We start from the raw sequence: 21703 nt of genomic DNA, 5'->3' as shown, positions 1-21703 counted from the left end.
CCTTTTTGAGACAGCCTCTTTTGTTTTACCCCTACTTTACCCCCAAAAAAAACTCGCGTTACGGAGAGCAACGCGAGGCATAATCTAGGGTATTTGAAAGGGAAAATCTTTATCAATCTCTATTTTTTTTAAAAAAACAACTCCAAAACCACCGAGTCAAAAAAATAACATCGAAACCAGTTAAACCGAAACAAATCCTTTTCGAAACTCAATTTCAATACTCAAAAGAAGGAAAAAATATTCATTTTTACAAATTAAATTGAATTTTTTATCAAAAAATCATAAATAATTTTAAACTTCCAAAAATATAAACATAAAAACAGGACAATAAGTCACTAAAAACTACAATAAAACCACAAATGTTTAAACAAACACAGAAAAAAAACGTAAAAACATAAACGAAAACATAAAAACAACATAAAAAGAATAAAAATCAAGATAAAAATCAGAAAAAACAATAAATAAAATTCAAATAGATAAAATTTAACAGCAAAAAAAAGCCTGAAATATAATATTTCAGGCTTTTTTTTATTTTTCAGCTAAATTATGCTAATTGTTTTTCCAATTTCTCGTTCAATACTGATTTTGGAACAGCTCCAATTTGTTTATCAACGATTTCTCCATTTTTAAAGAACAATAAAGCTGGAATATTACGAATGCCATAACGAACAGAAATCTCTGGATTTTCATCTACATTCACTTTTCCTACAACAGCTTTACCTTCATAATCCTTAGCCAATTCTTCAACCACAGGACCTACCATACGGCAAGGACCACACCACTCTGCCCAAAAATCGATTAATACTGGTTTGTCTGCTTTTAAGACAACTTCTTCAAAGTTGCTATCTGTAATTTCTAATGCCATAATCTTTTAATTTTATAAACCGAAGTTATATCTATAATACTATTTAATTGCTAAAATCAATAAACAAAGATAGTAACTACTACCAATGTATTTGTAATCTTAATTACACAAATTCTAATCCAAACTAATTCAATCGGTAATTTATCCCTTCAAACTTATCTATACAGTCCAAAAATTCATTTGTTAGGTTTATTTTCAGACTTTTAGCTGGCATTTCGACAGATATTTCATCTTGGGGATCCCAGATTTTAAACTTTAATTGACAATTTGGCACAACTCCCTCGATCTCATTTTGCGCCAGTATATCCTTGATACCATCAAGAAATGCTTCGTTCAACTTAGGTAAAGGAATATTGATCGTAAAACTCTTCGCCATCTTCTCACGAAGATCCGAAAGCAACTGCACACTGCGCAGCTCAAAGCCCCAATTTCCAACCTGTCTGAAACGCTCCTGTACCAAACCCCGCAATTGCACAAAATATCCCTCTTGCAAATATCCCTTCAACTTAACGTATTCTTCGCCGAAAACTGCCATATCATAAGAATCACTATAATCTTCTATGATAAATGACGCAAAAGGCTTACCCGTCTTCGTCAATCGATGGTTTGCCGATGCGATAATACCACCAATCACCAATTCTTTGTTCTTGATCCGATTAAACTCCAGCAAAGTCTCTTCATCGACCTCTGCTGCCTTTACCCTATTGATTAATGCCAAATCTGAAACGGAATTCTGACAAAAATGTTCAATTTCAAACCGGTAGGTATCCAAGGGGTGGCTGGTCAGATAAATACCGATAACATCTTTTTCATATTTAAGCTTTTCAATCAATCCCCATTGCGGACATGGCGCCAAAACCGGCTCAGGCAATTCTGCAGCCCCTCCTACACCAAACAAGCTCGCCTGGGCCGAACTTTCATTTTCTTTAAAGCGCTGGCCAAATCGGATCGCCTTTTCCATTCCTGTTGAATTTTCATCCGAATGAAAATATTGTGCACGGTGCGTATTCTCAAAACTATCAAAGCCTCCAGCATAAGCCAGACTCTCAAAAGCTTTCTTGTTTACCGCACGAAGATCGATTCGTTTAGCCATATCGAAAACAGATTTATACAATCCTGATTGCCGTGTTTGCACGATAGCGTCTACCGCTCCTGCCCCAACGCCTTTCACCGCACCTATTCCAAAACGAATAGCTCCAGATTCATTTACCGTAAACTTATAATAGGATTCATTCACATCTGGCCCCAATACCTGCAAGCCCATTCGTTTACATTCCTCCATAAAGAATGTCACCTGCTTGATATCATTCATGTTATTGGAAAGTACCGCAGCCATGTATTCCGCAGGAAAATGCGCTTTTAAATAAGCGGTCTGATAAGCAACCCAAGCATAACAGGTCGAGTGGGATTTATTAAATGCATAACTCGCAAAAGCTTCCCAGTCGGTCCAAATCTTCTCCAGAACTTTTGCATTATGCCCTTTCTCCTCTGCCTGCGAAACAAACTTCGGCTTCATCTTATCGAGTACAGCCTTTTGCTTCTTACCCATAGCCTTACGCAAGACATCGGCATCACCTTTTGAAAATCCCGCAAGCTTCTGGGACAAGAGCATAACCTGCTCCTGGTAGACTGTAATACCGTAGGTTTCCTTGAGGTATTCCTCACAAGCATCCAAATCGTAAACAATGGGGTCTATACCGTGCTTACGCTTAATAAAACTTGGAATATATTCGATTGGTCCCGGACGATAGAGTGCATTCATCGCAATCAAATCGGCAAATACTGTCGGTTTAAGGTCGCGCATGTATTTCTGCATTCCAGGAGATTCATATTGGAACACCCCTATGGTTTCTCCACGCTGAAAGAGCTCATACGTAAGCTCATCGTCGATCGGAAACTGATCCGGATCCAGCACAATACCATGACTTAATTTGACATTTTCAACCGTATCTTTAATCAGTGTCAGTGTCTTTAAACCCAAAAAGTCCATTTTCAGCAAACCGGCACTTTCAACAACGTGGTTATCGAACTGCGTCACATAAAGATCAGAGTCTTTTGCCAAAGAAACAGGAACGAAATTAGTAATATCGTCTGGTGTAATAATAACACCACAGGCATGGATACCTGTATTTCGTACAGAACCCTCCAAAACCCGGGCCTGTCTGATCGTTTCCGCTTCCAATCCAGCACCATCCGCAATAGATTTCAATCTATTGACGGCTTCAATTTCCTCAGTCCTTAGCTTTTCCTTTAAACCGGCATCATCTAAAGTAAAAATCTTGGATAATTTAAGGTTCGGAATCAGCTTGGCAATTTCATTGGCATCACCCAAAGGTAAGTCCAATACACGCGCTGTATCTTTGATGGATGACTTCGCTGCCATTGTACCATAGGTAATAATCTGGGCAACCTGACTAGCACCATATTTATTGATTACATATTGCATGACACGTCCACGTCCCTCGTCATCAAAATCGATATCAATATCGGGCATGGATACACGGTCTGGATTTAAGAAACGCTCAAAAAGCAAGTCATATTTAATCGGATCGATATTGGTAATTCCCAAACAATAAGCTACTGCCGAACCAGCAGCAGATCCCCGTCCCGGCCCCACGGAAACTCCCATATCCCGGGCCGCCGCAATAAAATCCTGAACAATCAAAAAGTAACCTGGATACCCCGTTTTCTCAATGGTAGCCAACTCAAAGTCAAGACGTTCGCGAATATCATCTGTTATTTCCTCATAACGCTTCTCAGCCCCCACATAACAAAGATGCGCCAGGTATTTATTTTCACCACGTTTTCCCCCATCTTCCAGATCGGCTTCCACTTGAAATTCCTCAGGAATATCAAATTTAGGTAAGAGGACATCGCGGTTTAACTTAAATATCTCTACCTTATCGACAATCTCCTGAATATTTAGAATCGCTTCGGGCAAATCTTTAAAAAGGGCCTTCATTTCATCTGAAGATTTGAAATAATATTCCTGATTGGGTAAACCAAAACGGAATCCACGTCCCCTACCTTTTGGAGTCGATAGCTTTTCACCATCTTTCACACAGAGCAAAATATCATGCGCATGTGCATCGCCTTTCTTCTCGTAATATGTATTATTGGTCGCAACAACTTTGACCTGATATTTGCGGGAAAATTTAAGCAAGGTTTGATTCACACGATCCTCATCTTCCTGACCATGACGCATTAATTCCAGGTAAAAATCATCCCCAAATTGTTCTTTCCACCACAGCAAAGCCTCTTCGGCCTGACTCTCACCTATATTCAGTATTTTATTCGGCACCTCGCCTTGTAGGTTACCTGACAAAGCGATAACATCTTCCTTGTATTGAAGAATAAGATCTTTATCAATCCGCGGCACATAATAGAAGCCCGCGGTATAAGCAAAAGAAGCCAGTTTAGCCAAATTATGGTACCCCCGTTTATTTTTCGCCAATAACACAATCTGATAACCATTATCCTTCCTCGACTTATCTTTGTGGTTTTCACAAACAAAAAATTCACAACCAACAATTGGCTTTAAAAGCTGACCAGTAGGCTCCTCTCCATTCTCAACTGCCTCCGCATTTTGCGCTTCAACTTCTTTATTATGACTTATAACACGAGAGACAAACTCAAAAGCCCCCATCATATTTCCGTGGTCCGTTAATGCAACAGCAGGCATATTATCCTTCACCGCTGCCGAAACTAACTTATCGTACGACATCGTCGACTGCAGGATCGAAAACTGAGAGTGGTTATGTAAATGGGCAAATTTGGCATGCTTTAAAGCTGCTAACGCGTCCGCATCAACGACAACCTTGACTTCATCTGGCTGAGACCGTTTTCTAATTTCATCAGAAGCTGCTTTTAGGTTGATATGTTTCAGTCCAACAGTGGGTATAGGCCCCGGATTGTTGGTTTTAAAATCGACAAAGTAGCCCGTATCGACCTGAAGTTCTTCGGCAGTGAATACCTCTCTTCTTACAAGCTCCAGAAAACAACGTGTTGTCGCTTCAACGTCGGCTGTTGCATTATGTGCCTCAGCAAATGGCACTCCAAATAAATAAGAATGCAACTCAGTCAAATTGGGTAGTTTAAAGCGTCCTCCACGACCGCCTGGAATTTTCAGAAGTTCAGCTGTTACTTCCGTACAGGTATCCAATACAGGCATATTAGCCATATTGGACGTAACACCATAACGGTAAAATTCACAGCCCATGATATTCAAATCAAAACCAATATTTTGTCCAACCACAAACTTGGCTTTATTCAATGCCACATTGAATTTCTCTAAGACCTCCTGGAGCGGCAATCCCTGCTCTTCTGCCAATGCAGTCGATATGCCGTGTATTTTTTCAGAGTCATAGGGTATATCAAATCCATCTGGCTTAATCAAGAAATCGTGATGTTCGACCAAATTTCCCATCTCATCATGAATCTGCCAAGCCAATTGAATACAGCGAGGCCAATTGTCCGTATCGGTAATTGGTGCGTCCCAACGCTTAGGCAAACCCGTCGTTTCCGTATCGAAAATAATATACATAAAATTCTAACCCTCTTTAATACAACACATTAAATGCAAGACAATTTACATTTTTTTGAACTTGAAATTTACGAAATTATTAGAGAAGATTATGTCAGATTTTTGCGAAAATCCACTAAAGAAAATCTAGCGCCACACGATACCGCCTACCGGTTCCGCTTCAACAAGAAATAACATCATAAACTCCTCAATCTTCTTTTTTTTATGTGTATCCCATGAGTAAATATCAAACCAAATCGTAAAGCCCCCGGCCTCTTTTTTTCGTATATATTGAAGGAGCCAAGTTTATATCAAATTCAAATTAACAACTCATTTAATACGTATCTAATAGGGACTTTATAGGGACCTCATAGGGACCTCATTCGGATGAAGCCCTATAATCTACCTATTAAGTCCCTTTTATTTTAGGTTTTATTTCCTTTTAATTACAAATTTGACATTCACCTTTCTTCCACCAGTGTGGTAAAATTCTAATGGTCTGTAGGAGATAAAACGCCTCAGATTTAATATTGTAATAGTTACACTATTCTAAGTATTTAGTATATTTGGTTTTGACCCAAAAATCCATGATTAAAGCGATCTTTTTTGACATCGATGGAACTTTGCTAAGTTTCAAAACACATCAGGTTCCCGAATCTACTCAACAGGCATTTCAATTATTAAAAGAAAAAAACATCAAGGTATTTGTTTCAACAGGACGATCCTACAATCAGCTGGGACATATTCGTTATCTCGATTTTGATGGATATATCACCTTCAATGGCGGGTATTGCGTCACAAAGGAACAGGAAGTCATTTATAAAAATAACATCCCTCAAAAAGACATTCGCTCCTTATTGGATTATGCTAAAAAGCGTGAGGACCTGACTTTTTCATTTATGTCCGAAAAGGAAATTTCCTTAAACCAGGTTACACCTGAGGTACAACGAATGTACGAACAGGTCAATGTGCCGACACCACCTATTCGGGATTACGAAAAGGATTTTGATCTGGACTCCGTTATGCAGGTCAATGTTTTCATCAATCCTGAAGAAGAAGCTGAATTCATGGAAAATGTGATGCCAAATTCAGTTGCTTCGAGATGGACGCCCATTTTTGCGGATGTCAATCCGATGGGGCAAAGCAAAAAAATTGGAATAGATGTTTTTTTAGATCAGTTCAACTTTACCTTGGAAGAAACTATGTCATTTGGCGATGGCGGAAATGATATTACCATGCTAGCGCACACCCATATTGGAATTGCTATGGGTAATGCAAATCCCGAGGTAAAGGAAATTGCAGATTATATAACAGACAGTGTTGATGAAAATGGTATCTGGAATGCATTAAAACACTTCAATATCATCTAAAGTTGGATAGTTAAAGTTATTCGAGAAGTATTGCTGTTGCTATTCATCAGCAAATTATGTTTTTCCGGAAAAAGATAGTCCAATCGCTGTCTAAAATCACGTATCAGTGTACTGCTAAATTGACTTTCCAGATAATGGTTCACACGATAGCTAACTTCAAGCATAATCAACTTGGATGAGCCCGATAATCGGATCCGTACAGGATGAGAAGCCATCGTATTATAACCATTCTCAACAGCATGCTGTACCACAGGAAAAAGAATGAGCGGCGGCAACATCATCTCCTCCTGAGCCTGAAGCTTATTTTCCCATTTGACTGTAAAACCTGCTGGAAGAAAACGTTCAGCCAATTGCAAATATTGGTTCAACAAGCTAAGCTCCACCTGCATCGACTCCAATCGGTCAACATGAAGCTTAAGCAACTGCTCTTGGAAAGCAAAAAAGTCGGCTGGATCTATTTTGTTACTTTGTATTAGGTGATCGATCAAAAAACTGTCCAGCTGACTGTTCCTAAAAGACAACCTATCTGCCAGTGCCAAAAGCGCTTCATTTCTTACACTCTTTTTACCCAAAAAACGATTGATTATACTTGACATTTCTTAAATTGCTGTAGATTAGAAACACAAAAATAAGGAAACATTATGTCAAATATTGCAATAGTTATTGAAGAAAGAGCCGCTGACATAGGCAATTTCTTAGTTGGGCGACTTCTTCCTTTCAGGCAGAAACGTATGGTCGGCCCTTTTATCTTCATCGACCACATGGGACCTGATAACATTGCCGAACCGCACTTTATAGATATTGCACCACATCCGCATATCGGGTTATCCACATTGACTTATCTATTCGAAGGTAGCATTATGCACCGGGACAGCTTAGGAAATGCCGTTGAGATCAAACCTGGAGCAGTCAATTGGATGACGGCAGGTAAGGGTGTCACACACTCCGAAAGAACCCCGGAACAACTGCGATCGACGCCGCACGACCTCCATGGACTGCAGATTTGGGTGGCCCTACCAAAAGAACTCGAAAAAATGGAGCCTAATTTTGTTCACATAGAAGAACCGCAACTTCCACATTGGACCGAAGATGGCGTATCCTATCGCTTAATTGCAGGAGAAATTAAAGATCACCGTTCCGAGGTCCCCGTATACAGCCCATTATACCTTATTGAAATCAAAGCGGAAAAAGATGCAACTATTAAACTAGGTGATCATCTATATGGCGAAAGTGGATTATATATCCTGCATGGGACTGTTCATGCGGAAGGTCAGGAATTCGGTCCAAAGCAGATTTTAGTTGCCAAAGATGCGAAACTATGTGAATTCAAAATGGAGGCTGGAACCTCGGTCTACATTTTTGGTGGCGAACCTTTTCCTGAACAACGCTATATCGACTGGAACTTCGTCGCTTCGGACATTGAAACATTAAAAATAGCGCGCGAAAAATGGGAAAAACATGAATTTCCAAAGGTTCCTGGAGATGACGGCTATATTCCAATCCCGCCAGTAAATCCAACTTTAGGGCAGAAAAAAGCTTAGCAGCACTATTTATTCATTTAAACTTGGCAATCGCAAACGTATCTGCCGTACGGGATTACAATTGGAAGGACAAAACAGACGAAAACAAAAAGGCTGGAAATTGTGGACAATTTCCAGCCTTTTTATTGAATAAATCTTAAAGTCAACTGTTGCAAAGAAGTACTAATGGGCTATCCCGCTCACACCACCGGACACAACCAATTTCATGGCATCTGTTGGCGACATATCTAATTTTTTCACCTTGTCTGCACTGATAATGACAACCTGTCCCGCAAAAGAATATGAATATGGAAAATACACCATAACCTCTTCTTCAAGCCCAATGCTTTTTAAATCATGTTGCGTTAAGAAACCTATCTTCTTCAGACCAAACTCATTCACCGTTACCAAGACAGGTTCATTAAATTTCTTTGCATCACCAACAAAGGCCTCTGTAAAATCTTTAATCGAAGAATATAATGTATTTAAAAGTGGAATCCGCTGGATCTGATGATTAATCCACACTTTAATTGGATCTGTAACAAAATTTGTAAAAATAAGCCCTGCCAAAACCAACACCAAAATAACGGTCAGAATACCTATTCCCGGAATATACAAGGGATGCCCTCTATCATCTTCCAAAAAATGTTCAGTTAGATTCAATGCCGAATCAACTGATGCAACAATCCAAACTATTAAAAAAATAGCACCAGCTAGAGGAACCACCACCAGGATACCTCTTATCAAATAATTAATAAAGCCTCTAATTAATTTGCTAAACATGAATTGAAAATCAAATATTATTCAAAAATGCAGAATATCCTTTATTATTCATAAAAATATACTCTTTTTACGCGTTGGGAAATACTGGTCAGCAGTTCATAAGGGATCGTTCCTATAGCCTTCGCTGCTGACTTTATATCAGGGTACACGATAACTTCATCTTCCTCTCCAACTTCCACATCCGTTACATCCAGCATACACATATCCATACAGATATCACCAATAGTAGGGACTAAAAAACCGTTAACCAACATTTTACCGACACCATTACCAAAACGCCTATCGTAACCGTCCGCATAACCAATTTTAATCGTGGCGATCTTACTATCTCTATACAGAACACCGTGCCTATTATAACCTACGGTCTCACTTGCCGGGAGGTATTTAATTTGCGTCACATTAGTTTTCAAGGTACTCGCCTCCCTAATGGGTAAATCATGCCGCTCAATATCGATACCATAGAGACCGATCCCCAATCGTACCATATCAAAATACGCATTCGGCCACAGTTCAATACCCGAGGTTGCTGCAATATGACGTAGAAAGGAATATCCTAGACCACTTTCTAGACGTTTCGTAAAGTCATCCAGCAGATCAATTTGTCGCTGTGTAAATTCCCGGTCCTTTTCATTGCCTGCAGACGCTAAATGGGAAAAGGCAGATTTAACCACCAAAACCGCTTCCGTACGCAACACAGCTATTAAACGATTGACCTCGTCAGGCATAAAACCCAACCGATGCATGCCAGTATCTATCTTAATATGAATCGGAAAGGAAGTTATCTGTTTCGTTTTCAGAAAATTCAAGAAGGAAAACAATATTCTAAAGCTATAAATCTCCGGTTCAAGGTTGTACTGAACGATAGACTCAAAAGAACTTTCATCCGGACTCATTACCACAATAGGCAATGTGATTCCCGCACCGCGCAAATCCACCCCCTCATCCGCAAAAGCGACCGTCAGATAATCCACCCGATTAAATTGCAAAAGATTTGCTATCTCGAAACTTCCACTACCGTAAGAGAAAGCTTTGACCATCGTCATCAGCTTAACATGCTTCGGTAACAACTGGCGGTATACATTTAGATTGTTTTCCAGTGCATTCAAATTGATTTCAAGCACTGTATCATGCGATTTTGCAACCAAAAGCTGACTGATACGTTCAAAATGAAACTCCCGTCCTCCTTTCAGTAATACCGTCGCATTTTCAAAAGAAAGCGACCTTATATCGGCCAAAAAAGCAGCAGTATCGCTATATGAAATGGAAGGCACATCAAATTGTGCAGCCAATTTAGGCAACACTTCACCTATCAATATCAATTTATCCAAACGATACTCACTAAGCAAACGTCTCAGCTTGGACAAGCTTTTTTCATCTTCGATAGTAACACCGGGAATATCCGATAATATCAACATCTTGAACGGATGCTGGCCCTGTTGATTTAAAAACTCCAGGGCTATTTGTAGTGCATCCAGATCATTACTATACGAGTCATCGATAATGGAGCTATTCTTTTTTCCTTTTTTTAACTCAAGACGCATCGCCACAGGCTGCAACTCTTTAATCCTCGATGCGATCACTTCATTTTCATAACCAAAACGTAGCATCACCGCTACACAATTTATGGCATTCTCAACATTTCCTTTATCCACAAACGGTACTTCAACAGCAAAGGTGCGCCCGGTATAATAGAAGGTTACCATAGTAAATCGGTCGTTGACCTGTTTGATGGAATACACCTCCAAAGAAAGCCCCTCATCAAGCCCCCAGGAAAATTTTCGTGGCCGATAAGGCAATTGAACATTTTCAAGGTAAGTATTCGGAAAAATCATGGTTTCAACATGTTTAAACAACTCGAGCTTTTCATAAGTCTTTTCCTCCTTCGATTTAAAACCGGCTTTATGGGCCACACCAATGTTGGTCAATAGTCCTATGGTTGGTTTTATCATCTGCTCAAGGCGCTGCATTTCTCCTTTCTCTGAAATCCCCGCTTCGATCAGCGCAAGATTATACTGATCGGATAGTCCCCATAACGAAAGTGCGACACCGAGTTGAGAGTTATAACTCTTGGGACTTCTATAGATCTTATATTCAGGAGACATCAGCTGAAAAAGCCATTCTTTCACTATCGTTTTACCATTGCTACCAGTGATTCCAATGACCGGGTAATCGAATTTCTGCCGATGAAAAGTTGCCAGTTCCTGCATAGCGACCAAGCTATCCGCTACCCAAAGAATGTTAGCCTCCAAAAACTCCATTTCCTGTGCACTATCGATTTGAAGCACAAAATTACGAACTCCCTTATCATAAGCTTCTCTAATATAACGGTGGCCATCTCTATTCTTCTGAAGTGCAAAAAAAATCCCGTTGTCCGCTTGGACAATTTTACGGCTGTCGTAAAATAAATGCTGGACAAAAGAATTGGGATCCGTGATAAATGTGCGATTGGGATGTAAAATCTGGGCGATTTCCGATATTTTGTACATTCTCCTGATATTTTTGATTGTGTCAAAACTGAACATTTTTTTAGTTATTTCATATTATTTTTGAAATTTTGACAATATGTTTGACGAGGAAAAAAGAAATAAGAAGATATTAACGCAGCATCAGGCACAGTTGAAAGCGGAAAGCTATTGCGTCTATCAAGAACGCGCACAGCAAGAAGTACGCGATAAGCTCTACAGCTGGGGACTACACGAAGTAGAAGTCGAAAATATTTTGGCCAATTTGATCGCCGATAATTTTTTAAATGAAGAACGCTTTGCTATTGCCTACTGTAACGGAAAGCTCCGCATGAAAGGCTGGGGCAAAGTAAAAATCAAGCAGGCACTCAAGGCAAAACGGGTATCCGAGCAATTGATAAAAATTGCATTTAAGCAAATCGATCTCGATGAATATGAACAAATCTTAAATCACATCATTGACAAAAAACTCCGTGAAATTAGTGGCAAGGACCGCTATGCAGTTAAAAACAAAGTTTATCAGTTTGCACTATCCCGCGGATTTGAGAGTGATTTAATTTTTTCTATACTGAATTCAAAGGAGTTATAAAAAACACAGAAAGAAAGTAAATAAATATTTTGCAATATTGAATTTTCGCTCTATATTTGCATCACCAAAAAGGAACGCAAGGTTCTTTTGAAAATTGAAATAAAATTCCAATGCGAAAATAGCTCAGCTGGTAGAGCACAACCTTGCCAAGGTTGGGGTCGCGAGTTCGAATCTCGTTTTTCGCTCACCTGCCTAGGTGGTGGAACTGGTAGACACGCAGGACTTAAAATCCTGTTCCCGTTAAGGGAGTGCGGGTTCGATTCCCGCCCTAGGTACAAGAAAGCTCATCTAACGATGGGCTTTTCTTGTTTATATGCGTCTGTAACCTAGAATAACCCTATCAAATTCACTCCCCCCTTCAATCTTTTATAAATTTGCTCGCGAAGCTCATCAGTCGATGGACATTTTTATTTTATCGCCATAAAAATAAGAGAAAGCCATAGGCCAAACTTAACAGTATAAGTTTCAACATGCCTATTTTATAGTTGAATAAAAGAAAAAGTGAAAATAGCACCCATACCAAAGCCATCGGCTCAATGGCATACCAAGAACTAACCCCACCTGGAAATAGAATTCCTAGTCCTAAATAACAGGCTAAATTAACGATTACACCAACGACCGATGCTGTTACTAAAGACAGCATAAATTGTATACATGCATTTTTTTGGGTCCGTTCGATCAGTGGTGCCCCAACAAAAATCAGGGCAAAGTTTGGCAAAAAGGTAAAATATGCTGTAGCGATCAAACCTAGTGCTGCCATAGAATAGGACTGATGGAAATGATTGAAGCCGGCCATGAAACCAACATAGGCCAAAACGACCACTAAAGGCCCCGGGGTTGTCTCTGCAAGCGCAAATCCATCTATCATCTGGCTTTTGGAAAGCCAAAACAATTTCTCTGTCACAAGGGCCGCAACATAGGGAATGATTGTATAAGAACCTCCAATCGTCAAATAAGCAGACTTTGTAAACAAAAAGGAAAGTGTCTTCCAAAATTCCGTATCGATAGTAAAAAATAGTAAAATGGACAGCGGAATCAACCATAGTAAGAAAAACAGCAGAACCTGAAGAGAAATACGACGGTAAGATATAGGGGGTAGTTTTTCGAGCGTATTGATATAATAAACTGATTCGAGCTGCTTATCTTCCTTTTCATGATGGGCATTTATTTTGGAAGTTTTTGACAAGATTGCATAGCATAGTACACCGAAAGCGATCACGCCCACAATAATCCAGGGCATTGGAACCCCAGCAAAATACGAGAGCAGAAAGGCAGCCAATGCGACCAAATAATGCCATATGCTGACAAGAGATTTCTGCCTCACTCGAAAGGTTGCAAATATAATGATCGCTAGAACGGCAGGTTTTAAAACCGAAAATAAAGCAATAAGCAATGCGGAGTTACCATAGTGCGCATATAGTGCACTGAGTCCAAATATAATGAGAAGTGAAGGAACAATAAAAAATAGTCCGGCCAACACACCTCCTTTTAAGCCGTGCAACTTCCATCCATCGTCAATTGGTGCGCCTCAGGTCCTGGCAATAACATACAGGCATTGAGTGCCTGAAAAAACTTCCTGTTGCTTACCCATCTTTTCTTTTCGACCAAAAAATCGTGCATAATGGTCACATGACCAGTTGTTCCACCAAAACTTATCCAACCTAACACAAACCAAAACCACATGGCTTCCCGAAAAATTGGCTTTTGTCTATGATCTTCTTCTTCTAAATTCATCTTTTTCAACGCTATTTCCCCTAGACTCGTACCTTATCGAAAACAATCTCCACAGCGCGAGCCTCCTACCGATATCTCCTATTTAAAATATCTCGTTTGGGGAGACGGTATACAACGATTTAAAACCGCGATATAACTGCATAAAAAAAGCGGGATATCTTAAATACCACGCTTTTTTATATTAAGAATTGGTCTGATAAACTATTTTTTATCTAAAATAGTAACTTCCACTCTTCTATTTTTTTGGCGTCCTTCCGGAGTTTTATTATCGCCAACTGGATTTGACTGACCGAAACCTTTTGCCGTGATGCGTGATTCAGCAACACCTGAATCTACTAAGAACTTCTTAACAGACGCTGCTCTTTTATCGGAAAGCCACTGATTATACTCAACAGTACCCGTAGCATCAGTATACCCATCAACTTTGATCTTATTATTACTTTCTTTCAAGATCAACGCCAATTTACTAACTTCAGTTTTTGCCTTCTCAGATAGATAAGAAGAGTTTGTTGGAAACAATAAATCAGACGATATACTAAACTTAATCCCTTCATCAGTTCTTTTCGCATCATTAAAATCCTTCTTCACATTTTTCAAACCATCATCAGTTCCATCTTTTGTTACAACAGCACCCGGATTGACTACAATAGCTTGTTGTTTACAGGAAAATAACGATAAACTTGCACATAAGGTTAAAATCCCCAAATTAATTTTTCTAAGCATGTCGTTTCTAACGTATTTAATATCGATTTAAGCAAGTAAATATAGCGAAAAAAGTCCAATATGACATCCCTTCTACGCCATAACTAACGTAACAAATCTATTTCTTGGTATATACTTTTTCTAAAGTCTTTTTTACCTCAGGAATATTCTCATACAATTTCCAGATCATGCCTGAATTTGCATTCTCGATCATTACGGCAATCGTTGCCTGATTCCTCGCACGATAGCTTTCAGAAACATCGTTGTTTTTAATATCAATCCAGCTTCTGAAACCATATTGCGTAAATAACACATCGGCGTATTCTTCGTAAAACTTACGTAATGCTTTTAGACCGATCTCCTTTTCAAATGGGTACGCTGCAATAGCTACCGCAGGATTCACCAAATATCCCTGATACGTGTCTTCCACATTTTCCACGCCCCAAATATCTGTAAATCGTGTCCCTATGCTCATTTCATTATCTCTACGTTTATAGGCCAAAATATAATTCGACAAATATTTCTTGTAATCGACAAAGTCATCCACTTTTCCTTTCGGATCCATAATCAAAAAGGGACGATAAACGGACATCAACGATTCATTTAAACTACCGCCGGCAATATTCTTGGCGAAAATAACTTTATCGTCGGAGTAGATCGAAACACCAGCATTTCCAGCATCGCCAATTAAAGGGTTTGCACTTATTGAACACGCTAAAGAATCATCTAATTTCATTTTGAGTTCAGGAGCCAAATCATTGGTGTCATCCCCAAAATACAATTCGTGACCTTTATGTTTGGTTGCAAATCCATTGATATAAGCTGAAATCGCTAAAGGATGGGTAGGTGAAGACATCGCCAGCAAGTAGGTCCCCAGACTCTCGTTAAATCCCCCCAAAGGCCTCGATCTAGCTGTACTGTCTACTGGAGACCACTTATTCCAAAGTACATCAGGATGCTGTGCATCCGTAAAATAGTTCCAGTTTATGCGCTCCCAGAGCTTCGTAATAGTATTCCTCAAGGCCTGTTCCTCAGGATCCTCTTTAGAAAAATATTGTCGGGCGATCAAAAGCGATTCCATAATATGGGAGGTACCGCGCAAATCGTACGTTGGAACTGAATCGCGATAATAAGGTACCCCTGAGCGGCCATCGTAAAGCGCTGTAAAGACCCCTTGATGTTGTTGTGCACTGCTCAAAAATTTCACAATCCGTGTTAACCTGACCAAAAGAGCTTGTCGCGAGATCAAATTGTTCTCTCCTGCCACAAGCAAACCCAAGATCGCATAGCCGGTTTCATTTGTTGATACAATAGCTTGTCTATTACCTCGGTCAGGTAGAAACATACCACTATTCACATCATAGTTGTCTATAAAATAATTCACATGAGCATTTCGGATAAAATTCAACATCTCTTTATCCGTCCCTTTTTTTGTTTGTACCTCCCTAACCTCAGAAAATGGAGATTCAACATAATTATAATCTACCCAAGCGATTTTGTAATAATAAGATTTATTATATTCATTAACCCTATCCAGCGACTTCTGTACATAGATGGGTAAAATTGCTATCGGCTGAAAATTGAGTTTATCTTCCGAACGGTAGATTTTCACATAGCGGATACTTGGTGTCAGCGGCAATTGCCAAACCAGCTCAACTTGTTTATCTACGGAACTGATCTTCGATAAGATAGCTGCTGATGAAAGTCTTACCTTTGGATAGTTTTTGGGCAAAAACTCAATTTGATCGATAAATAATTGATTTGTCTGCAGGGCAGTTCCGTTTTGTTCCAGAATTAAAGCCGAAACAGACTTCCCTAGTGAAATTCCTCCAAATTTATTGACTGGAATGGACACATTAAGCCAGGTATCATAAGCAAAATCATCGATATAATTTGCGATATCCACAGCATTTGTCTTCGTGTCGTTTTGTTGTAAGGTAACTTTTGGCAATTGTCCCTTTTCAGTATTGCTTTGAATAAAGAGCTTAAAAGTTAGATGATCATCCTTGGCAATTAAATAGGGAAATTTCTGTTTGTCGTTTAAAATACTTGCCTCCCACTTACCATTAGGAGAAGAAACGTACCGCAAAGAAAGCGAATTGCCTGGCGTAAAAAACAAACTATCGGAAACCGGAAGGCTATAGCTCACATTTTGGATCCATGATTCACCGGTATAATGAGCGATACTCTTCGCATAACTCCCGTTGATTACACTATTGTCAAATAAAACCTCAGGATAACTTTCTGACCGAACAAGTGTAGGTAAGATCAGTAATAAAAGAAAGTAAAAATATTTTTTCAGCATAAGTCAACATTTTTCACAGACCTACAATCAAAAACTAAGCCACCAGTACGATTATAACGCAAATGTAACAAAGGAATTCCAATGATATTATCCTCCCTAATTTTAATTTCAGAAAAAATGCGCTAAATTAGCCCTCTGAATATTTTCATAAAATAGATATATGAAAACCACGTTTGATTTTGAAAAGCCAATTGCAGACTTGCAATTGCAAATTGAAAAGGTAACTCAAGTTGCCGAAAAAACTCAAGTTGACATGAGCGCAACCGTTCGTGAGCTTGAAGAAAAGCTTGCTTCTACTGAAAAAGAAATATACGGCAATTTAACAGGCTGGCAGAACGTTCAAATGTCGCGCCATCCGGATCGCCCTCAGACTTATGATTATATAGAAGCTATCTGCGACGAATTTATCGAGTTGCATGGTGATAGAACCGTTAAGGATGATAAAGCGATCGTCGGTGGTATGGCTTCTATTGATGGTAATGCCGTTATGATCATCGGTCATCAAAAAGGTAAAAACACCAAAGAGCGTCAATATCACAATTTTGGAATGGCCAATCCTGAAGGCTACCGAAAGGCATTACGTTTAATGAAAATGGCGGAAAAGTTCAATAAACCTGTGATCACTCTAATTGATACGATGGGTGCTTATCCAGGACTTGAAGCTGAGGAACGCGGACAGGGTGAAGCGATTGCGCGCAACCTCATGGAAATGGCTGTCTTGAAAGTTCCGATCATCTGCGTTGTTATTGGTGAAGGAGCTTCAGGTGGAGCTTTGGGTATTGGTGTTGGAAATAGAGTTTACATGATGGAACATACCTGGTATTCGGTCATATCACCTGAATCTTGTTCTTCCATCCTATGGAGAAGCTGGGATCACAAAGAAAAAGCCGCTGAGGCATTAAAATTGACTTCAGAAGACATGTTGGGCAACGGATTGATTGATGGTATTATCCCTGAACCGCTAGGTGGTGCTCACCAGGATCCTGCGGCAGCAGCGGCTAATCTAAAAAGCCAGTTGTTGAAAGATCTTGCCGAATTGACGGCTAAAGATAGCGATACATTAGTTACTGAAAGAATTGATAAGTTTAGCAAAATGGGTGTGGTAACTGAATAATGTTATCCATACAACCCCTACAGCATAAAAAAAAGTCAGCAATTAGCTGACTTTTTTTATGACCATTCTAGCTTAAAAATACGCTTCCTTGCTCCAAAAAACCTCCGCTATACTAATCCTTCCTATCCCCAAGTGTTTTAAAAGGCCTTTTAAACAAAAAATAATTCAGTAATTTTTAAATAGTTACAATTTTTATCAACAAAAAAGATAAAAACATTTTGCACAAATAACTTATTTTTCTACCTTTGCATCACTTTCAAAAACAGAAAGGATTCCGTAGCTCAGCTGGTAGAGCAATACACTTTTAATGTATGGGTCCTGGGTTCGAATCCCAGCGGGATCACAGAAAGAAAAGCTAATCGTAAGATTAGCTTTTTTTGTTTAGGAATATCAGGATTTGAAGGAAGTGTCGGTAGGGTTTGATCCAAGGAGGCACAAGGATGGACCAGTCATAACACACAAGCTTGTTCTGTGAAATATTATTCCGGAAGCAATATGGCTTCTGAAAATTTCACCATTTCTGCTCCCGCTATAGTATGGGCACGTAATTCAATCACTTGCTTGCCCTTTGGCAATGTCACCGTACCCAATTCAAGCTGATGTTCACGCAAACCAACGGAAGAAGACGGATCTATTGTAAAATCAATATTCTTCCCCCCTAAATTCAAGCCCAGGTTCCCTCCTGTACCTACAACATCTTTCACATACCGTATAGCCACCTTGAAGCGTCCGCCATTTAACACATGGGTATCCCATCTTAACCCTTGACTTAACCTAGTCCAACCCGTCACATAATAGCGATTCTTTTTACCGTCCCCAAACTTCATCGGATTCCCGATCTGTTTTGCATAAAAGGTCAGTAGCCGATTTTTATTGACATGATGATCCACATACATTAAAGTAGGATTTATTGGATTAGCTATGCTATCCTTCAATTGCACCACTACGACCAGGTCATCATCCTCAGAAGCAATTTGATCTATAGGAATATGCAGTCCATCTTTGTCGGACCTATATTTTCCGATAGTTTCTCCCGACAATAACGAAACCGAATTAACCTGAGCAATCAATCCGCCGACAATCAGATCATTCCGTTGAGGGCGCTCAAACACGTGTAAATACAGGGTATTTTTACGCTGAGTAATGACTCCCCAAGGCTGACGAGACAAGCGAGATGGTGCAACATCAATGACACTTTCACTATTCCCCCGCATCCACCGACCTAATCCCTTTAAAATAGCGACATCAGCGCTGTCGATGCTTCCGTCGCCCTTGGGTCCAATATTCATTAGAATATTCCCACCCATGGCTTTAGCCTTGGCTAAGAGTTTGATAAAATGCGCTGCTGGTTTATGGCTCTTGTCAGTCGACGAATAACCGTAGGATTCATTGGTAGTTGGTATGGCCTCCCAATAAGCGCCAGAAGCAACTGGATAATATTCCTCAGGTCGATCTGCCGTATTCAGGTAATCGCCGTAATTCTTTTCCTCGGTACGTGCCAATCGACCATTGACAATAATATTCGGATCAGCTGTTCGAATAGCCTTTAAAATTCGCAGGTTTTCAGACAGCGGCAACTTATGCGATGTGTCAAACCATAACAAATCCGGATGATAGCGCTGAATAAGTTCCTCAATCTGAGGAATCGCCTTTTGATCTACGTAATGCCGAGCCTTTGTCAACCATTCAGGATGTTTGTCAAACCAATTTGTGCCACCCAACAATTTATCCCCGCCGGGATTACGGTAATCCCAGTCATTACCGGGAGCATCCGGATGCTCCCAGTCAAAAGCATGCGAATAATAGAAGCCAAACAAGAGTCCATGTCTATGGCAGGCAGCTGCTAATTCCGCCAACGGGTCCCTTTTGAATGCCGTGCTTGACAATGAGTAGTCACTTGAAAATGCAGAAGGATACATCGCAAAGCCATCATGGTGCTTAGCCGTAATAATAAAATATTTCATCCCTGCATTTTTTGCCAACAATACCCATTCCTCCGCATTAAACTTTAGGGGATTAAATCGACGTGCTGAATCAAGATACTCACTACGTGGGATTTTCATCACACGCATCAGATGCTCCGCATAGCCCCCGCCCGCCTTCCCTTTCCAAATATTTCCATATTGGGAATAAACGCCCCAATGAACAAACATACCAAATGAGGCGGCCTTCCATTTCTCCAAGCGTTGTTCACGAGTTAATGCGGCACGTTTCCACCAACCGGTTTCTGCTTCAACAATCGCATTTTTATCACGTGTTGTCGCATCATTAAACATATTTGGAGCCTCATTGCCTTCATTTACATTTTTAGTCTGTGCGCTCGAAAAAAAAACGCCCGAAGAAACCATAAAAAGAAAAAAACACTTGATTTTAAACATAACGTTGGTTTTATGAAGACAGCAAATACCACCTGAAAGATTTCAGACGGATACCTTTTCTAAATTTATTGGATTATCGTTCCTTGCGACCTAATGGAAGGAATGCAGGATCAATTTTAACTATAGTCAAAAATACGCTAAAACTACATTTTACAAGTGTACAATTCGTTCCTTTTAGGGGAAATATTGATCCAGGTCCCCAAAATGAAAACCTATTCTTCAATAAGGTGTTTATATAGTCTATACATCTTAAAATAATAAACAGTGATTTGGACAATAGATTGGTCCATGGTCACGAAAAGATCTTTTTCAATATTTTTAATGTAATCAGATACAAGCTATCTGTATTTATTGAATATTTGTCTAAAACTTTAAATTAATATGGAAAAACTAACCGCCAAAGCCAGTATCCAAATTCAGAAACCGATCAACGAAGTTTTTGAGGCTATTGTAGATCCCAATAAAATGAATCATTATTTTATAAAATCTTCGACTGGACGTCTAGAGACAGATAAAACGGTAGAATGGACATTTCCAGAATTTCCCGACAGTTTTCCCGTGACAGGAAAAACCATCAGGCCCAATTCATATATCTCTTTCGACTGGAGCGGGGGACTTCCCAATCAACTGGTAGAAATCGCACTATCCACATTCGGAGAAAACGCGACCGTCATAAAGATTACAGAACACGAGATGAACAACGATGCAGATGGAATTTTAATGATGATGCGACAAACAGAGGGTTGGGCCAACTTTTTAGCTTGCATGAAAGCGTATCTAGAATATGGTATCAATCTGAGAACTGGGGCTTTCGATTTTATGTTCCAAAGATAGTTCTCTCTAAAAATAGCTGCTCATCGAATTACTTCAAATATAATATATTCAATTGAGATTATCCGAATATCCGTCAAATACATAAACTATACATGGCAAAAAATAAAACGGCATATACCGAAGCACCTGTCCAAGACTTTATAAAAACAGTTGACGACCCACAAAAACAAATCGATAGTGCAACACTGATACAATTAATGGAAACCACAACGGGTGAGCCGGCTAAAATGTACGGACCAACGATCATCGGATTTGGAAACTATCATTATACCTATATAAGTGGGCACGAAGGCTATGCTCCTTTGATCGCATTTAGCCCCCGAAAATCAGCAATCTCCCTTTATGTATTTACCGGTGCCGATGAGCATCGACATTTAGTCGATCAGCTCGGGAAATTTAAAATAGGCAAAGCCTGCATATACATCAAGAAATTAAGCGACATCAACATAGAAATACTCCATCAGCTTATGTCCGAAACGATACAGTTTATTGAAAATAAGTATACGAGAATCAAAGAATAGCACA

16 protein-coding genes and 3 tRNA genes are annotated in these 21703 nt (G+C 39.6%); 9 read left to right on the top strand and 10 right to left on the bottom strand.

The window, feature by feature from the left end; genetic code table 11:
- Positions 1 to 544: 544 nt before the first annotated feature.
- Together trxA and dnaE are read right to left on the bottom strand one after the other, a co-directional pair.
- Complete coding sequence (gene trxA, locus B3297_RS01335; protein ID WP_046671752.1) at positions 545 to 865, bottom strand: thioredoxin; 321 nt, start codon at positions 863 to 865, stop codon at positions 545 to 547.
- Positions 866 to 989: 124 nt separating this feature from the next.
- Complete coding sequence (dnaE, locus tag B3297_RS01330) at positions 990 to 5408, bottom strand: DNA polymerase III subunit alpha (protein ID WP_286778296.1); 4419 nt, start codon at positions 5406 to 5408, stop codon at positions 990 to 992.
- 566 nt (positions 5409 to 5974) lie between these two features.
- Here dnaE and B3297_RS01325 point away from each other — a divergent pair.
- Positions 5975 to 6757 (top strand): Cof-type HAD-IIB family hydrolase, encoded by a 783-nt coding sequence (locus tag B3297_RS01325; protein ID WP_286778295.1) that lies wholly within the window; start codon positions 5975 to 5977, stop codon positions 6755 to 6757.
- Here B3297_RS01325 and B3297_RS01320 read toward each other — a convergent pair.
- Entirely contained in the window at positions 6754 to 7353 is a 600-nt protein-coding gene (locus tag B3297_RS01320; RefSeq protein ID WP_286778294.1) for a hypothetical protein, read from the bottom strand. The two genes, B3297_RS01325 and B3297_RS01320, sit on opposite strands and share 4 nt — an antisense overlap.
- Positions 7354 to 7398: 45 nt before the next feature.
- Between B3297_RS01320 and B3297_RS01315 the strand changes: the two genes are divergently transcribed.
- Positions 7399 to 8298: a pirin family protein gene (locus B3297_RS01315; protein WP_286778293.1), complete on the top strand. Its 900-nt coding sequence runs from the start codon at positions 7399 to 7401 to the stop codon at positions 8296 to 8298.
- A gap of 162 nt (positions 8299 to 8460) precedes the next feature.
- On the opposite strand, the gene B3297_RS01310 is transcribed toward B3297_RS01315, so the two are convergent.
- Complete coding sequence (locus B3297_RS01310; protein ID WP_046671757.1) at positions 8461 to 9060, bottom strand: DUF502 domain-containing protein; 600 nt, start codon at positions 9058 to 9060, stop codon at positions 8461 to 8463.
- Positions 9061 to 9104: 44 nt separating this feature from the next.
- Entirely contained in the window at positions 9105 to 11546 is a 2442-nt protein-coding gene (locus B3297_RS01305) for a bifunctional UDP-N-acetylmuramoyl-tripeptide:D-alanyl-D-alanine ligase/alanine racemase (protein WP_112375607.1), read from the bottom strand.
- 76 nt (positions 11547 to 11622) lie between these two features.
- On the opposite strand from B3297_RS01305, the gene B3297_RS01300 reads away from it, so the two are divergent.
- The 3 genes from B3297_RS01300 (at position 11623) to B3297_RS01290 (ending at position 12386) form a co-directional block, all read left to right on the top strand.
- The gene (locus B3297_RS01300) at positions 11623 to 12111 is read left to right on the top strand and encodes a regulatory protein RecX (protein WP_286753194.1); all 489 of its coding nucleotides are present in this window, start codon (positions 11623 to 11625) and stop codon (positions 12109 to 12111) included.
- 112 nt (positions 12112 to 12223) lie between these two features.
- Positions 12224 to 12296 (top strand) — tRNA-Gly (locus B3297_RS01295).
- 5 nt (positions 12297 to 12301) lie between these two features.
- Positions 12302 to 12386: transfer RNA gene (locus B3297_RS01290), tRNA-Leu, on the top strand.
- 137 nt (positions 12387 to 12523) lie between these two features.
- On the opposite strand, the gene B3297_RS01285 is transcribed toward B3297_RS01290, so the two are convergent.
- The 4 genes from B3297_RS01285 to B3297_RS01270 all read right to left on the bottom strand — a co-directional run bounded on the left by B3297_RS01285 (position 12524) and on the right by B3297_RS01270 (position 16852).
- Positions 12524 to 13588: a chromate transporter gene (locus B3297_RS01285; protein ID WP_286778292.1), complete on the bottom strand. Its 1065-nt coding sequence runs from the start codon at positions 13586 to 13588 to the stop codon at positions 12524 to 12526.
- A gap of 11 nt (positions 13589 to 13599) precedes the next feature.
- Positions 13600 to 13845, bottom strand: coding sequence for a chromate transporter (locus B3297_RS01280; protein WP_201638680.1), 246 nt, complete (start codon positions 13843 to 13845; stop codon positions 13600 to 13602).
- A gap of 201 nt (positions 13846 to 14046) precedes the next feature.
- Positions 14047 to 14568 (bottom strand): OmpA family protein, encoded by a 522-nt coding sequence (locus B3297_RS01275; protein ID WP_046671760.1) that lies wholly within the window; start codon positions 14566 to 14568, stop codon positions 14047 to 14049.
- Between the two features lie 97 nt (positions 14569 to 14665).
- On the bottom strand, positions 14666 to 16852 hold the full coding sequence (locus B3297_RS01270; RefSeq protein ID WP_286778291.1) for a glucoamylase family protein: 2187 nt from the start codon (positions 16850 to 16852) through the stop codon (positions 14666 to 14668).
- Positions 16853 to 17012: 160 nt separating this feature from the next.
- Between B3297_RS01270 and B3297_RS01265 the strand changes: the two genes are divergently transcribed.
- Together B3297_RS01265 and B3297_RS01260 are read left to right on the top strand one after the other, a co-directional pair.
- Positions 17013 to 17966, top strand: coding sequence for an acetyl-CoA carboxylase carboxyltransferase subunit alpha (locus tag B3297_RS01265; protein WP_046671762.1), 954 nt, complete (start codon positions 17013 to 17015; stop codon positions 17964 to 17966).
- Positions 17967 to 18236: 270 nt separating this feature from the next.
- Positions 18237 to 18309: transfer RNA gene (locus B3297_RS01260), tRNA-Lys, on the top strand.
- A 136-nt stretch (positions 18310 to 18445) separates the two neighbouring features.
- On the opposite strand, the gene B3297_RS01255 is transcribed toward B3297_RS01260, so the two are convergent.
- The gene (locus B3297_RS01255) at positions 18446 to 20344 is read right to left on the bottom strand and encodes an alpha-L-fucosidase (RefSeq protein WP_286778290.1); all 1899 of its coding nucleotides are present in this window, start codon (positions 20342 to 20344) and stop codon (positions 18446 to 18448) included.
- A gap of 381 nt (positions 20345 to 20725) precedes the next feature.
- On the opposite strand from B3297_RS01255, the gene B3297_RS01250 reads away from it, so the two are divergent.
- On the top strand, positions 20726 to 21178 hold the full coding sequence (locus B3297_RS01250) for an SRPBCC domain-containing protein (protein ID WP_201638679.1): 453 nt from the start codon (positions 20726 to 20728) through the stop codon (positions 21176 to 21178).
- 92 nt (positions 21179 to 21270) lie between these two features.
- Positions 21271 to 21699, top strand: coding sequence for a DUF1801 domain-containing protein (locus tag B3297_RS01245; protein WP_070566081.1), 429 nt, complete (start codon positions 21271 to 21273; stop codon positions 21697 to 21699).
- Positions 21700 to 21703: the final 4 nt, after the last annotated feature.

This window comes from Sphingobacterium sp. UBA3519 (assembly GCF_002377215.1).
GTDB classification, from domain to species: Bacteria; Bacteroidota; Bacteroidia; order Sphingobacteriales; family Sphingobacteriaceae; genus Sphingobacterium; species Sphingobacterium multivorum.
The sequence above is the reverse complement of the archived record's forward strand: the minus strand, read 5'-3'. Positions and strand labels throughout refer to the sequence as shown.